This is a genomic window from Eubacteriaceae bacterium Marseille-Q4139 (genome assembly GCA_018223415.1).
Taxonomy (GTDB): domain Bacteria; phylum Bacillota; class Clostridia; order Lachnospirales; family Lachnospiraceae; genus CABSIM01.
The window spans coordinates 2,632,889-2,648,345 of the sequence record JAGTTQ010000001.1 but is presented as its reverse complement, the minus strand read 5'-3'; the positions used below and the strand labels follow the sequence as shown (position 1 = coordinate 2,648,345).

The following is a 15,457-nucleotide window of genomic DNA, read 5'->3' as shown; positions in this document are numbered from 1 at the left end:
AAGTATTATTTTCCTCCCGTCATGGCGACGCCTTCGATGAACTGCTTCTGGAAGAACAGGTACAGAACCACCATGGGGATCATGGCAAGCAGGGAGCCGGCCATCATCACCGGGAAGTTGGTGCTGAACTGCCCTCTTAAGGTCGCAAGCCCCGACGAGAGAGTCATCATATTCAAGTCTGTATTAACGATCAAAGGCCACATTAAGTCGCCGTATGCGAACACCGCGGTGAAAACGGCCAGGGCTGCCATGCTGGCCTTCGTAAGCGGTGCCATGACCTTTACAAAGGTCTGCCACTGGTTGCATCCGTCCAGATAAGCCGCTTCCGCGATCTCATCCGGGATCCCCATGTAAGCCTGCCGCAGGAAAAATGTCCCGAAGGCGCTGACGATGCCCGGGAACACCAGGGCGAAGATCGTGTTTGTCATGCCGAGCTTTGCAAGCATCTGGTACTGCGGCGTAATGAAAATCTGGGACGGAAGCATCATCTGCACAAGCACCAGGGAGAAGAGAAGGTTTTTCCCTTTAAATTTCAGCTTGGCAAACGCATATCCGGCCATGGATGAAAAGACAACCGCACATACCACGCGCCAGAATACCATTAACGCCGTGTTTTTATAAAGTGCCAGAAACGGCAGGGACGCCATGGCATCCTTGAAGTTATTGAACTGCCAGTGTTCCGGCAGGATTCCCGGCGGGATCGCCATGCTTTCCTCTACGGTCTTGAAGCTGGTGAGGAACATCCACACAAACGGGAAGATCATGATAATGCTGCCGACAACGAAAAACGCATAGATGCCGGCCGTCCGGATCCGTCTGGATTTCTCTAATGATGAATTCATATGCCCCTCCTATACCTCATAGTTGACCCATTTCTTCTGGCCCCAGAACTGGACTGCCGTTACAAGGCCGATGAGGGCCACCGTCCAGATGACAACAGAAGAGCCAAGCCCGCGGTTGCCCGTCACAAAGGACTCGCGGTAGAACAGGTACATTAACGACTGGGCCTTGCTTAACGCCGGGTTGGATTCCTCCACCAGCATGTAAATCAGGTCGTAGACCTTGATCGACGACATCAGCCGCATGATCATAACCACGAAAAGCGTCGGGGAAACCATCGGCAGCGTGATGTAGAAAAACTGCTGGAATTTGGTGGCCCCGTCCAGGCTGGCCGCTTCATAATAGGACTTGGAAATATTCTGAAGTCCCGATAAAAGCAGCACGGCATCATAGCCGATGGACGACCAGATCGCCACAATCGCACATGTCACCATGACGATGTTGGGATTTGTGATCCAGTTCACCTTGTTCATCAGGAGCGAATTGATGATTCCGTACTCCGTGTTGAACATCCACTTCCAAACCATCGCCACAGCCGCCGGCGCCACTACCATCGGAAGGAAAAAGATGGCGCGGAACGCCGTCTGCCCTTTGATCTTGGCATTCAGCATGACGGCCACGATCAGCGATAAAAACAGCCCCAGCGGCACAGTCAGCACGCAGAAGTACAGCGTGTTCAGGTTTGCCCTCCAAAACTCCGGGCTGGTAAACATTTCGATATAGTTTTCCAGTCCGCGGAGCTCGTAAAGGCCGAAGGGCAGCGTCTTGGAAAAACTCAGTTTAATGGTGTCTAAAAACGGATAAATGTTGAGCACCAGCAGCCCGATGATCGTGGGAGCCACCATCAGATACGCCCAGCGGCTCTCGGATTTTGCATGCCTGCTGGCTTTTGCACCCGTATTTGCCATAATCCCCCTCCTTTAATCATCTTCCGCCGCAGTCTTTAAGGCATTCTGCATGGCGGCCATACCGGCCTCAAAGTCCATCTCGCCGGAATAAATTTTCAGCAGGATCTCCGTTACCTCAGGCTTCCAGACGGAACGGTACTTGTTGTTGACGGACTGTACGCTGTAATCGAACATGTCCACGAAGCACTCCACATTCAGCCGGTAGTCAAACTGATCAAAAACGTCGATCCAGGTCTGCTCCAACCCCTCATAAGCCGGGATGGCCGCGCCGGATTCTCCCTGGAGCCTTTGTCCCTCTTCGGAGCCAAAGAACCGGAGCACATCCTTTACGATGTCCAGATTCTCATTGACCGGCGAGGTGGCATAGCAGAGGCCGTTGGAGATCGTCGCCCGCCCGTCTCCGGAAGCCGGATCGGGGCACACGGGAAGAACTGCCACGTCCCATTTTCCCTGCATATTCGGGTAGTTCTGCATTTCCGACAGGATGTTCCAGTTTCCTTCTAAGAACATGGCTCCCTGTTCGGAGAAAAATGCCGTTCCGGGGGACGTCTCGGCAAAGTAGTTCTGATCCGGGCACCAGTCTTCCTTCTGAAGATCCATGTAAAACTTCATGGCGTCTTTCGTCGCCTGGTTGGCAAAGCCGCCCGTCACGCCGTCCTCAGCCAGAATGTATCCCCCATTCTGATATACAAAATTCCAGTATCCGAGCTGGTCGTCGCCGTAGGCCATATAGCCGTATTTTCCGGTGGCGTCGTAAATTTTCTGAGATGCCTCACAAAGGTCGTCCCAGGTCCAGCTCTCATCCGGGTACGCCACTCCGGCTGCATCGAACATCTCCTTGTTGTACACAAGGCCGACCGTGTCCTTGTCCTTCGGCACTCCGTAATACCGTCCGTCGCTGCCCTGGACGTTTTTTAAGGACACTTCGGAGAAATGCTCCGAGAAATACCCGGGATCCGTCTCGTCGTACAGGTCGGTCAGATCAGCGATCTTCCCGTAGTCTGCATACTTGAGGATTTCGTTGGTATGCATCCAGAAAATGTCCGGCATCTGATTGGAGATGGCCGCAGCTTCAAGCTTTGTCCAGTACTCGCTCCAGCTCGTAACCTGAACCTCGATCTCCACGTCCGGATGTGCCTCCGTATAGGCGTCGCACATGGTCTGCATGCCGTCCCTCTGGGCCACATCCCAGATCTGGAATGTGAGATGGGTTTTCCCGTCCGCAGAGCCTGTCCCGCAGCCCCCAAGTGCCAGAGCCGCAGCGCATACTGCCGACAGTACGGCCGCTTTTTTCAGTTTCTTCACACCTTTCCCTCCTTTTTGTGAACTTGATACAGAAATTAAATGCTGTGTGTATATGAATTATACCAATCACACAAAATAGCGGATATGAACAGGAGAAATATTTATATACCAAAATACAATATCTGTACAAATTTTGTATAATGTGCTATCATTTTGGTATATCAGGAGGCGCCTATGGAAAAGAATTATAAATTCGGTGTATTTCAGAACGATAAAAACATTGATCTGACCATCTTCCAGTACGGATGGGAACAGTGCGTACCGCTGCACTCTTATGGCCCCGCCAGGCGGAACCACTACCTGTTTCATTTTATTTTCTCCGGCAAGGGCTATTTAAGCTCCAACGATTCTTCCGGCAATACCCATCTCTACCGGCTGGAGGCCTGCCAGGGCTTTTTGATCTGTCCCTCACAGGTGAACACCTACTACGCCGATGAGAATCTGCCATGGGAATATGCCTGGGTGGAGTTTGACGGCGTAAAGGCCATGGAATTTATGGAGATGGCGGGGTTAGATTACGACCATCCCGTCTACCGCGTGAAAAAACGGGAATTTGCCTCCCTGATCCGGGACGAGATCATGGATATTGTCGACAATCCCGGCCAGTCCCCGATTTATCAGATCGGGCACCTGTACCTGCTCTTCGACCGGCTGATCCAGTGTTCTGCCGCCGCCAAGGCAAGCCCGGCCGGGAAAATGAAAGATTTCTATATTAAAGAGGCCATCTCCTTTGTGGAACAGAATTACAGCCGCGACATCACGGTGGAGGACATTGCCGCCTTCTGCAACTTAAACCGCAATTATCTGGGCAAACTGTTCCGCGAGGGCACCAATCAGACGCTTCAGCATTTTCTCATGCACTACCGCATGAACCGGGCCGCAGAGCTTTTGAAGTTTTCCGACATGAATGTCAGCGAGGTGGGAAAAATGTGCGGCTATCCCAATCAGCTACATTTTTCCCGGGCTTTCAAAACGATATACGGCATCTCGCCGAACCACTGGCGGGAGAAGAACGGAACCCTGCCGAAGTCCGGCAGGCGCAGCTCAAAAAAATCCTCACAGGACGAGCTTTAGGAGACGCCTATTCCGGCTCAGAAAGGAGTTTTTATGATTCCAGAATATTCTCAGGCACGCAGACTGGCCCTAAAGGCATACCGTCAGGATATGGACGCCCGGCGCAACCCCTATCTTCAGGTACTGGACGAAATCCTCCCCTTTGTCAAAACCGCCGGTGAGACCGATCTGGGCCTTGTGGAAATTCCCCTCTCCCGTGTCGTCGGTACCAGGACATCCGGCCGCACCCGCGCCTTTGCCGGGAATTTTATGCCCCTGCTTCCGGAGGAATCCGAATTTGCCGACAAGTGGTGTTCCCTCTACCGCTCCCATCTGGAGGTTGGCATCCGGGAGCCGGTGATCGCCTGTGAATTTATGAATTACTACTATATTATAGAGGGAAACAAACGGATCAGCGTCTTAAAGTTCACAGGCGCCGTCAGTGCGCCTGCCTACGTGACCAGGATTATCCCTGCGCCGGGCGATACGCCGGAGCTTAAGATCTATTATGAATACATGGATTTCTACCGGGTATCCGGCATCAACACCATCTACTTTTCCAGGGAAGGAAGCTTCGCCCGCCTCTGTGAGCTGCTCGGACTGGAAGGCCGCTCCCAGTGGAGCCGTGACGACCGGCTGTCCTTCTCGTCCGCCTTTCTCCGCTTTTCCAAAATCTATGAGGAAAAAGGCGGCGCAAAGCTCCCTCTCCAGCCGGGGGACGGCTTCCTCCTCTATCTGGGGATCTACGGCTGGGACGGGATGCTGGAAAAGTCCATGGATCAGCTCCGTAAGGAGATCTCCCTCTTATGGCCGGAGCTTGAATCCATGGCTTCCGGCGGCACAGTACGGCTGGTGACGCAGCCGGAAAAGCCGAAGGAGACGTCCTTCATTAAAAAGCTGATCCCGGCGCCGCGGCCGCGGCTGACCGTCGGCTTCCTCTATTACGGCGACACCTATTCCTCCGGCTGGACGTATGCCCATGACCTGGGCCGTCTCTATCTGGAAAACGAGATGGGCGACCAGATCACCACCCGCGTCTATGACGGGCTGCGTACCGATGCCGAAGGGGAAAAAGCCATCGAACAGGCCATCGCCGACGGGTGCCGGGTGATTTTCACTACATCCGTGCGCTTTCTCGACGCCAGCATCCGCGTATCCATCCGCCATCCGGACATCCGCATCCTGAACTGTTCTTTAAACACGTACAGCGGGCATATGCGGACATACTACGGCCGGCTTTATGAGGCCAAGTTCCTGGTGGGTATGCTGGCCGGAATCCTCACGGACTGCGGGAAAATCGGCTATATTGCTGAAATGCCCCTCGTCGGGACAGCGGCGGCCATCAATGCCTTCGCCCTTGGCGTGCAGATGGTGGCACCGGATGCCAAGGTGCTTTTGGCCTGGTCGTCTGCCAAAGAAGGGAACGCCGAACAGGAGCTAAAAGACGCCGGAGTCAGCCTGATTTCCGGGCCGGAGATGTTGGCGCCGTCCCATTCCCCAAAACCCTACGGGCTCTACCGCCCCCAGGATTGCGGCGGCGCAAGCCTGGCCTCTTCCATCTGGCACTGGGGCAAATTTTATCACCGGATCATGCAGACTATCGCAAACGGCAACTGGGCGCGGGAAAGCCAGGGGGCTGCCGGGGATTCCATCAACTACTGGTGGGGAATCTCCTCCGGCATCATCGACGTGATCTATTCCAAAACCATCCCCGCCCGCTCCGTGCAGCTCATGGAGATGGTGAAAAAACAGATTGTAAACGGGAGCTTTCAGATTTTTTCCGGTGATATCCGCGACCAGAACGGTGCCCTGCGGATTTCAGAAAAGGAGCCGCTTACTCCGCTTCAGATCGTCCGGATGGACTGGCTGGCTGAAAACGTAGCCGGACGGATCCCGTCTCAGGAGGAGATGGAAGACGAGGCGGCGCAGATGATGAAAACCCAGGGAATCTTCCCGGGAAAGGACGGGCCCCTATGAAAATACTGGCACTTGCAGATGTGGAGTCCCCGGCGCTCTGGGACTATTTCGAGCCGGACAGGCTGAAGGACATTGACGTGATTATCTCCTGCGGCGACCTGGCGCCCCAGTACCTGTCGTTTTTGGCCACCTTTTTCTCCGGGCCGGTGCTCTATGTCCATGGAAACCATGACGGATGCTATGAAAAGACGCCGCCGGACGGCTGTATCTCCATTGAGGACAGGATTTATGAATATCAGGGCGTCCGCTTCCTGGGGCTCGGCGGCTCCATGCGCTATAAGCCTGGCCCGTTCCAGTTTACCCAGACGGAGATGAACCGGCGCGTCCGGAGGCTCTGGTTCCAGCTAAAGCGCCGGAAGGGGTTTGATGTGCTCGTGGCCCATTCCCCGGCTTACGGGTTAGGAGACGGAGAAGACCTGACCCATACCGGCTTTAAGGCCTTTCTCCGGCTCATGGAGCAGTACCGCCCGGCCGTTTTCATCCACGGGCACGTCCACCTGTCTTATGCGCCCACGGCCGCGAGAAAGAGGAATCATGGGGACACGGCCGTTATCAATGCCTATGAACGATATGTGTTTGAGATATAGAGGCGAAGGCAGGAATGGCAGCCGCCCATAAGGAAACATGACAGAAATTATGAGTTATGCCAGCTAAACGAAAAAAACAAAAACTCTATGCGAGTACGAACTCTTTTGATATGCTCCCTTCTAGGTAGACAGTTGAAATAATAAAACTGTTTATCAAGGAGGGAGCATTTCTTATGCGTAAATATTCTGCTGAAGATAAATTACGAATGGTAAAGCTTATTTTGGAAGCTAAACATAGTATTACATCTGTATCAACAGGCGAAGGAATTCATCCTACTACTTTAGAAGAATGGATTCGTAATTATCAGTCTATGGGTTCAGAAACCTTTTACAACAAAGGATGGACCAAAAGAACTTCTGCCGAGAAAGAGATTGCCGTACAAGAGTATCTTTCTGGTCTTGGTTCACTACGTGATATTTGTAAAAAATATAAAATTTCCAGTACTCGTACACTCAGGCAATGGATTGCGCTGTATAATGGTCATAAGGAACTGAAGGCTTCCAGAACAGGAGGATGTAGTCTTATGACCAAAGGAAGAAAAACAACGTTTGAAGAAAGAGTGGAAATTGCATCCTACTGCATTTCCCATGGCCATAACTATGCTGAAACATCAGAAAACTTTAAGGTGTCCTATCAGCAGGCACGAAATTACACTATCAAATACGAAACAGGCGGAGTTCCTGCATTACAGGATAACCGCGGCAAAAGAAAATCGGAAGATTCTCTTACAGAGGTGGAAAAGCTTCAAGCGGAGTTGAAACTGGAAAAAGCCAAACGGCAACGTGCAGAAATGGAGTTATCATTCTTAAAAAAATTAGAGGAAATCGAAAGGAGGCGGGGCTGAGCCTGATCCGCCACGAGCATATCTATCAGGCTGTCAAAGAAGAACAGAAAGAACACGATTATCCGATACAGGAGCTTTGTAAGATTGGCGGTGTTTCAAGGGCGGCTTATTACAAATGGCTGAACCATGAAATGTCAGAGAATGAACAGGAAAACCGAAAAATTGCGGAACTGATAGAAAAAATCCACATAGAATCACCTGATAAGGGTTATCGCAGAATCCGTGATGAGTTGGAGCGTTACCATGACATTGATGTAAATGATAAACGTGTTTTGCGCATCTGCCGGAAACTTGGTATCAAATCCACCATTAAATATGCAAACGATAGCTGTACAAGACAGGCTGCAAATCCACAGTACATAGCCGAAAATATCCTGAATCGTGAATTTACGGCAGAAGCTCCGAATGAAAAGTGGTTGACCGATGTAACGGAATTTCATTACTATATCGGAAATGAAAAGCACAAGGTATATTTAAGTGCAATTCTTGACCTGTATGACCGAAGAATCGTATCCTACCGTATTGGAGACAGTAATAGTAATGCATTAGTGTTTGATACCTTTGATGATGCAGTCAAAGATAATCCTGATGCACATCCAATGTTTCACAGTGACAGAGGCTTTCAATACACCAATAGAGCCTTTCATGCAAAACTTGAAGCAGCAGGGATGATGCAGAGCATGTCCAGAGTAGCAAAGTGTATCGATAATGGACCAATGGAAGGATTCTGGGGAATTCTAAAACGGGAGCGTTATTATGGTAAACGATTTATGGACAGAGAATCACTGGTGGTCATGATAGAGAAATATATCAATTACTATAACAACAGACGTTTGCAGAGGAAGCTTGGTATAGTAACACCAATGGAGAAACACGAAAAATATTTACAGGCAGCGTAAAAATCTGCCAGCAGGTGATACCTACTGGCAGAAAAAAATTATATTTTTTTGATTGTCTACTTGACGGGAAGCAGTTCATTTCGCATAGAGTTTTTCGGTTAATTTATTCATTTCCCAGTGTTCGCAGAACGCACAGCCATCGCCGCCGGCGATGATCTCAGGGGTTTGGGATGCAAGACGTCTGGCGGACGTCTGTCCTGCGCGGACCGGAGAGCGTCACCAACAAGCATTTTAGGCAAGAATACCGGAAACGGCCTTCAGCCTAGCATACGCAATCTTACGGAAGCTTTCATTGCCTGCCATTTTTGTCTCACGGAATGTACTTAAATCCCCACTTCGTTATTTCATAAAAAATCGGGAGAAGCGCCTTCCCCTTTTCTGTCAGCGAATACTCCACATGAGGCGGTATCTCATTGAACTGGATACGGGAAACCAAACCATCTTTTTCTAACTCCCGCAGAGAAGTTGTGAGCATGGTGTTCGTAATTCCATCAATCGCTTTTTTTAATTCTCCAAAACGAATGGGGTCTTTGATACACAGCTCATAAATGATCTGGAATTTCCATTTTCCCTGTAACATCAGCAAAAGAGGCGTTACAGGGCAGTTTCCTGCGTCGGTTAAAATTCCCTGTTTCACCTTTTCCGCATATTCTTGATAAGTCATCTCGTTTTCCATGTCCAACCCTTTCCTTTTTATGGTACGGTGTACCATACTAAGGCAGAATAATCTGCGTACTTGAATTACTTTATAGACACAGTATAATTAGTATATCAAGAAAAGTCAAGGCAGACGATCTTGAAAAAAGGTACAGAAAGGAAGATTCCCATGAAAGAAATCAATATCGGACAGGCGACAGCAATTACCTCTCCCGACCCGCTCATGCTGGTCTGCACAAAGAAGGAAGACGGCTCTTTGAACATGGCTCCTGTGTCCTTCTTCATGTATGCGTCCTTCAATCCGCCCATGCTGGCCTTTGCTATGCGTCCCACTGCCAACAGCAGCGTCAATATTATGCGTACCGGCAAGGCTGTTCTGGCAGCTCCCGGCACCAGCATCAAAGACGCGGTGATGGCTTATGGCTCCGCTAACGGCGGCGACAAAAACAAGCTGGAAGAACATCCGATTGCCCTTCAGGCGATGGACGGAAGCGACATTTCCTTCCCGGAGGATTGCCGGATTGCGTTTGCTGTCACGTTAGAGCAGACGGTGACGGCTGGCGACCACAACCTGTATCTCTGCAAGATTGACAAAATGCTTGCGGACGATAGCAAAGAGGCCCTGTTTGCATGGGACGGTTATGCAAAGGTAGCTCCCGCGCAGGAAAAGTAATGTGTCAGACGGTATCCACCTCTGCAAGAAAAAGGTGGATGCCGCTTTCTCGTTAAAATGAAGTTATCAGGAGGAACCAATATGGCAAGAATCCATCTAGGACAGCGGGCAGGCATTACCCCTACCCCTATGCTTTTAATTGGAACGTATAACGATGATGGCACACCCAACGCGATGGTGGCGACCTGGGGCGTGACCGCAACCTGGGAAGTGGTGGAACTGAATCTTTACAAAGTGAGAAAAACCACCGGCAATATCAAAACACGAAAGGCGTTCACCGTGTCCTGCGTGACACAGGACACATTGGCGCAATGCGATTATCTGGGTACGGTTTCCGGGAAGAAATGCCCGGATAAGGTTCCGCGCACAGGGCTTACCCCGGTGAAAAGTGAACTTGTGGACGCACCGTATTTTGAAGAACTGCCTGTCACGATGGAATGTGAGCTTTTGCGGATCGACCCGGAGGAGGACGATATCTCTCTGCGAATCCTGGGAACCGTCAAAATTGTTTCCATTGACCAGCGCGTTTTGAAGGACAACGGAAAAACCCTTGATTTTGATAAGCTCCATCCCGTCTGCTGGGACAATTTCAGCAATGATTATTTTGTCATTGGCGAGCGGCTTGGCCGTTGGTTTACCCTTGGAAAGCCGTATAATCGAGAGGGATTCCATTATGAGGCGTGAGATCGCAGACTTAAAAAAGCAAATCCAGATGGCAGACGCGGTGATCGTAGGGGCAGGTTCCGGTTTTTCTTCAGCGGCGGGATTTACCTATGGCGGCCAGCGGTTCAAAACCTGGTTTTCAGACTTTGAACAGACCTATGGCTTTCACGATATGTATTCCGGCGTGTTTTTCCCATTTGGAACATTGGAGGAATATTGGGGGTATTTCAGCCGCCTTATTTATATCAACCGTTACGTGATGCCTCCAGTCCCGGTTTACCAGGAACTGCTGCGTATGTTGCAGGGAAAGGATTACTTTGTCCTGACCACCAATGTAGACCACTGCTTTCAACGGGCTGGTTTTGATAAATCCAGGCTTTTCTACACACAGGGCGATTATGGACTTTTTCAGTGTTCCAAACCATGCCACCAAAAGACATACGACAATCGGGACACCATGATGAAAATGCTGGTGGCCCAGGGATTCCTGGAAAAGTACGGAGACGACTATCAGATCACGGATCAATCCAACTGGAAACAGACGATTCCTGGGGAGTTGGTTCCACGCTGTCCAGTCTGCGGCAGACCCATGACCATGAACCTCCGGGGTGATGATACCTTTGTGCAGGATGAAGGATGGCACAGAGCGGCGGACCGGTATGCGAAGTTTTTGCAATCCCATTCTGAAGGCAAAGTTTTATTTTTGGAAATCGGGGTGGGAATGAACACCCCCGGAATTATCAAATATCCATTTTGGCAGATGACCTATCAGTGGCCGGACGCCGTTTATGCCTGTATCAATTTCGGGCAGGCGGCCGCTCCCAGGGAAATCCGTCATAAATCAATCTGTATCAACGAGAGCATTGATCGGGTACTCTCTGAATTACAGGGAGGAGCTGGAGGTGAGAAGTGTGGATAAGGATTTGAACGGTCATGGCAGCCCATCTTCCATTGTGGTACGGGGCGCTCATGTCCACAACCTCAAAAATATAGACATCAATATTCCCCTTGGAAAGCTGGTGGCTGTTGCCGGTGTGTCCGGTTCCGGCAAATCCTCTCTTGCGTTGGGCGTCCTGTATGCGGAGGGGTCCCGCCGTTATCTGGAAGCCTTATCCGCCTATACCCGCAGACGCATGACGCAGGCTGCGGAGGCAAAAATCGACAGCATTGAGAATATTCCCGCCGCCCTTGCCCTGCACCAGCGGCCCGCTGTACCGGGAGTGCGCAGCACCTTCGGCACCTCCACGGAACTGCTGAACAGCCTGCGGCTGATGTATTCCCGGCTGGGAAGTCATCGCTGTCCCAACGGACATTATGTGGAGCCTACCGCTGATGTGGCAAGAGGAAAGGACATGACCTGCCCAGTCTGCGGGGCAGTCTTTCCGCCGCCCAGCGCGGAGAGCTTTTCCTTTAACAGCGATGGGGCCTGTCCCCGCTGCACCGGAACGGGTATCGTACAGGCGGTGGATGAATCCACGCTGGTGCCGGACGAAACCCTCTCCATCGATGAAGGCGCGGTAGCCCCCTGGAACTCGCTGATGTGGTCTTTGATGACCGATGTGTGCCGGGCAATGGGCGTGCGTACCGACGTTCCTTTTTCCGAACTGACGCCGGAAGAACGGGAGATCGTCTTTCACGGTCCGGCAGAAAAAAAGCACATTCTCTATAAAGCCAAAAGCAGCAATCAGGCGGGCGAAATGGACTTTACCTATTTCAATGCCGTCTACACAGTGGAAAATGCCCTTTCAAAAGTCAGGGATGAAAAGGGCATGAAACGGGTGGAGAAATTTTTGAAACAGGACATTTGCCCGGAGTGTAAGGGAACCCGCTTAAACCAGCAGGCCCGCGCCACACTTCTTGGCGGCATTGATCTTCCTTCCGCCTGTGCCATGACCTTAGACGACCTTGTGAAATGGGTACAGGGAATCCCGGAGACCATGCCGGAGATCCTCCGTGAAATGGCCCGCAGCATTACCTCCCAGTTTTTGAATACGGCAAGACGGCTGCTTGATTTGGGACTTGGCTATCTGACCCTGGATCGAACCAGCTCCACGCTTTCCACGGGAGAGCGTCAGCGGGTACAGCTTGCCAGGGCCGTAAGGAATCAGACAACGGGCGTTCTGTATGTTTTGGACGAGCCTTCCATTGGCCTGCACCCGTCCAATGTGGACGGCCTTCTGGCTGTGATCCAGGATTTGATTGCCCATGGAAATTCGGTTGTTCTTGTGGATCACGATATTCGGGTATTGAAGGCCGCGGACTGGCTGATTGAAATGGGAGCCGGTGCTGGCGAATATGGCGGAAATGTCATATCAACGGGAACGATTGATGAAACCATGCATAACCCCCAGTCTTTGATCGGGAAATTTCTTTCCGGGGAAGAACGGGTATCTGTCCAGCAAAAGACGGAGAAATCCAGGATTTTTGAAAACGGAACAATCTCACTTGCTACAAACCCGCTGCATACTGTCCATGCACTCGACCTGAAAATTCCAAAGGGGCGGCTGATTGCCGTTACCGGCGTGTCCGGCTCCGGTAAAACCACCCTTGTTTTAGAAAGCCTTGTCCCTGCATTGCAGGCTAAAATCAATGGAGCGGCATTTCCTAAACATATCAGAGAACTTCAAGCGGATGGAATCCGGCGTGTCAATGTGATCGACGCAACCCCGATCGGAACCAATATCCGCTCCACCGTTGCCACTTACAGCGGTGTTTTGGATGATCTGCGCCGTATTTTTGCCGCTGCTCCGGCAGCAAAAGAGCTTGGGTATAAGGCCGGAGATTTTTCCTATAATACCGGCTTCCTGCATTGTCCTACCTGTGACGGCACAGGGCAGATCACGATGGATATTCAGTTTCTTCCTGATGTAGAAATTGTCTGCCCGGACTGCGGCGGCTCCCGCTATGCAAAAGAGGCGGAGAAAATCCGCTATCTGCCAAAGAAAGCGGACGCCGGTAGAGGAATTTCTCTGCCGGAGCTGATGTCCTGTACGGTAAAGCAGGCGCTGGATCAGATGTCCGGCGTCAAAAAAGTGCGGGAACGGTTACAGGTGCTTTACGATTTAGGACTTGGCTATCTCACGTTAGGGGAGGCCACCCCTGCTTTATCAGGCGGGGAGGCGCAGCGGTTAAAGATTGCCTCCGAAATGGGAAAATCCCAGGAGGACGCTGTTTTCATCTTTGATGAACCCACCATCGGCCTGCACCCCCTGGACACGCGGGTGCTGATTCAGGTGTTTCAAAAACTGATTGACAATGGCGCAACAGTGATTGTAATCGAGCATGACCTTGATATGATTGCCAACGCCGATTATGTCATTGATATGGGGCCGGGCGGCGGGAAATCCGGCGGGCAGATCGTCGCTGCCGGTACGCCGAAAGAAATTGCTGAAAATGAGAACAGTTTGACCGGACGATATTTGAAAAGTCTTGTTTAGAGGGAGGCGGTAACATATGACGCACCGTGAGCGATTGATTTTTCTCATTCAGGCGTTGTTGGCAGAAAGGGAGGAATATACAGGCATCGCCATCCCTTCTGATTACGGCGAACAGAAACAACTGCTGCGGGCCTTGATGAATGTACGGCCGCCGCAGCCCATCGCCCCGGAGATTTTACAGATACAGGACGAATATCTGCAAGCGGAGATCGCCAGTAAGGGAATCACGGAATTGGAATCCTTGCATGAGGTTCAAAAAGGCATTTACCTGTGGAAAGGCGATATTACAACGCTGCGGGTAGATGCCATTGTGAATGCGGCGAACAGCGGCATGACAGGGTGCTATTATCCCTGCCACGGCTGTATTGATAATGCCATACACAGCTTTGCCGGTGTGCAGCTTCGTTTGGAATGTGCAAAGCTGATGAAACGGCAGGGGCATGACGAACCGACAGGAAGTGCGAAAATCACGAAAGCCTATAATCTCCCCTGCGGCTATGTGATTCATACCGTGGGGCCAATCGTAGGACACCAGCCAACGCCCAAAGACCGGGAAACGCTGATCTCCTGTTATCGCTCGTGTATGGATTTAGCCAGACAAAACCATTTGCAGAGCATCGCTTTCTGCTGTATTTCTACGGGAGAATTTCATTATCCCAATCGTGAGGCGGCAGAGATAGCGGTGCAAACCGTCCAAAATTATAAAAGGCAGGCGGCTTGCCCTGCAAAAGTTGTTTTCAATGTTTTCAAAGATGTGGACGAGCAAATTTATCAGTCTATTTTTTCTTCATAAGGGAACAAAAACGGTATGGGGGATATCACAAATACAATTTGTTCTCCTTATAAGACTCCGCCTAATACCTGGCTCTGCTTTTTCTTCCCTCTTATCGTCTCTTTCCCGCCAGCTTTTCGATCTGGCCCGGGCCTGCCTGCGGAAGAAGGGAGGTCAGATACGCTTTTATTCTCTGCCCCGATTCCTCCGGCTCTCTGGCGTACACATGATCCGTAAATTCACGGCCGAAGGCTGTCTCAGGAACCGCGTACCTGGAAATCCCCCATCCGTAGGCATTGCCGTACCGGTCTTTTGCGTATTCAAAGCCCACCGTTGTGACATAGCCCTGCATCTGGAGGCGGCTCACGATCCCATCGAATTCGCCCCGCTTTTTTACGCCGGAAAGCCGTCTCCACTCCTTTGACAAAAGAGACGTGCTGCCTGCCAGGACATCGTAAACGGCCTTGTCCAGGCGGCGGGCGAGGCCATCCTCGTACCGCGCGTCCATATCATAACCGTCCCGGCGGTAGTTGGCAAAATCCAGGAACCACTCCCGGCTGATGAAACCGGCTTTGCCGCTGAAAAACTTCCCATAGGCACAGCCGGTTTCCGCTATGACCGGCCCTTTCCATTCCCAGGGGCCGTCCACACCGTCGGCGAACCACAGCTCCGGCGGCGTATGTTCCTCCACGGAAAATCCTGGGATGCTGTTCTTTAGGAGCGGAAGAAAACCATACGTTTCGACCATGGCCGCAAGGTCTTTTTCTGAACCGATCATTTCTGTCATCTGATGCGCCTCCCATCCGGCGGTATGGAATGCAGGCTCTGTTTTCCATCTGCC

Annotated in this window: 15 protein-coding genes; 10 read left to right on the top strand and 5 right to left on the bottom strand. The window is 51.3% G+C overall.

Annotation, left to right across the window (positions count from 1 at the left end):
• Window positions 1-5: 5 nt before the first annotated feature.
• From KE531_12470 to KE531_12460, 3 genes are read right to left on the bottom strand one after another with little or no spacing between them, the layout of a single operon-like run.
• Window positions 6-842, bottom strand: a complete 837-nt coding sequence (locus KE531_12470) for a carbohydrate ABC transporter permease (GenBank protein MBR9954415.1) — start codon at window positions 840-842, stop codon at window positions 6-8.
• A 9-nt stretch (window positions 843-851) separates the two neighbouring features.
• Window positions 852-1,748, bottom strand: coding sequence for a sugar ABC transporter permease (locus KE531_12465; protein ID MBR9954414.1), 897 nt, complete (start codon window positions 1,746-1,748; stop codon window positions 852-854).
• A gap of 12 nt (window positions 1,749-1,760) precedes the next feature.
• Window positions 1,761-2,915 (bottom strand): sugar ABC transporter substrate-binding protein, encoded by a 1,155-nt coding sequence (locus KE531_12460; protein MBR9954413.1) that lies wholly within the window; start codon window positions 2,913-2,915, stop codon window positions 1,761-1,763.
• Between the two features lie 312 nt (window positions 2,916-3,227).
• On the opposite strand from KE531_12460, the gene KE531_12455 reads away from it, so the two are divergent.
• From KE531_12455 to KE531_12435, 5 genes are all read left to right on the top strand, one after another.
• Window positions 3,228-4,127: an AraC family transcriptional regulator gene (locus tag KE531_12455; protein MBR9954412.1), complete on the top strand. Its 900-nt coding sequence runs from the start codon at window positions 3,228-3,230 to the stop codon at window positions 4,125-4,127.
• A gap of 33 nt (window positions 4,128-4,160) precedes the next feature.
• Window positions 4,161-6,083: a BMP family ABC transporter substrate-binding protein gene (locus KE531_12450; GenBank protein ID MBR9954411.1), complete on the top strand. Its 1,923-nt coding sequence runs from the start codon at window positions 4,161-4,163 to the stop codon at window positions 6,081-6,083.
• Window positions 6,080-6,670: a metallophosphoesterase family protein gene (locus tag KE531_12445; protein ID MBR9954410.1), complete on the top strand. Its 591-nt coding sequence runs from the start codon at window positions 6,080-6,082 to the stop codon at window positions 6,668-6,670. Before KE531_12450 ends, KE531_12445 begins: the two co-directional genes overlap by 4 nt.
• Window positions 6,671-6,843: 173 nt before the next feature.
• The gene (locus tag KE531_12440; GenBank protein MBR9954409.1) at window positions 6,844-7,515 is read left to right on the top strand and encodes a transposase; all 672 of its coding nucleotides are present in this window, start codon (window positions 6,844-6,846) and stop codon (window positions 7,513-7,515) included.
• Complete coding sequence (locus tag KE531_12435; GenBank protein ID MBR9954408.1) at window positions 7,485-8,414, top strand: IS3 family transposase; 930 nt, start codon at window positions 7,485-7,487, stop codon at window positions 8,412-8,414. The genes KE531_12440 and KE531_12435 overlap by 31 nt, the downstream gene beginning before the upstream one ends.
• Before the next feature lie 310 nt (window positions 8,415-8,724).
• Here the strand turns inward: KE531_12435 and KE531_12430 are convergent, their stop codons facing one another.
• The gene (locus KE531_12430; GenBank protein MBR9954407.1) at window positions 8,725-9,090 is read right to left on the bottom strand and encodes a helix-turn-helix transcriptional regulator; all 366 of its coding nucleotides are present in this window, start codon (window positions 9,088-9,090) and stop codon (window positions 8,725-8,727) included.
• A gap of 150 nt (window positions 9,091-9,240) precedes the next feature.
• On the opposite strand from KE531_12430, the gene KE531_12425 reads away from it, so the two are divergent.
• The 5 genes from KE531_12425 (at window position 9,241) to KE531_12405 (ending at window position 14,637) form a co-directional block, all read left to right on the top strand.
• A complete protein-coding gene (locus KE531_12425) occupies window positions 9,241-9,744 on the top strand; it encodes a flavin reductase family protein (GenBank protein MBR9954406.1) in 504 nt (167 codons plus the stop codon).
• An 81-nt stretch (window positions 9,745-9,825) separates the two neighbouring features.
• The gene (locus KE531_12420) at window positions 9,826-10,428 is read left to right on the top strand and encodes a flavin reductase (protein MBR9954405.1); all 603 of its coding nucleotides are present in this window, start codon (window positions 9,826-9,828) and stop codon (window positions 10,426-10,428) included.
• The gene (locus KE531_12415) at window positions 10,418-11,326 is read left to right on the top strand and encodes a Sir2 silent information regulator family NAD-dependent deacetylase (protein MBR9954404.1); all 909 of its coding nucleotides are present in this window, start codon (window positions 10,418-10,420) and stop codon (window positions 11,324-11,326) included. The genes KE531_12420 and KE531_12415 overlap by 11 nt, the downstream gene beginning before the upstream one ends.
• Window positions 11,310-13,844 carry an excinuclease ABC subunit UvrA gene (locus tag KE531_12410; GenBank protein ID MBR9954403.1) on the top strand — a complete coding sequence of 845 codons (2,535 nt, stop codon included), beginning with the start codon at window positions 11,310-11,312 and terminating at the stop codon, window positions 13,842-13,844. The genes KE531_12415 and KE531_12410 overlap by 17 nt, the downstream gene beginning before the upstream one ends.
• Before the next feature lie 16 nt (window positions 13,845-13,860).
• Complete coding sequence (locus tag KE531_12405) at window positions 13,861-14,637, top strand: protein-ADP-ribose hydrolase (protein MBR9954402.1); 777 nt, start codon at window positions 13,861-13,863, stop codon at window positions 14,635-14,637.
• A 91-nt stretch (window positions 14,638-14,728) separates the two neighbouring features.
• Here the strand turns inward: KE531_12405 and KE531_12400 are convergent, their stop codons facing one another.
• On the bottom strand, window positions 14,729-15,403 hold the full coding sequence (locus tag KE531_12400) for a hypothetical protein (protein MBR9954401.1): 675 nt from the start codon (window positions 15,401-15,403) through the stop codon (window positions 14,729-14,731).
• Window positions 15,404-15,457 lie beyond the last annotated feature (54 nt).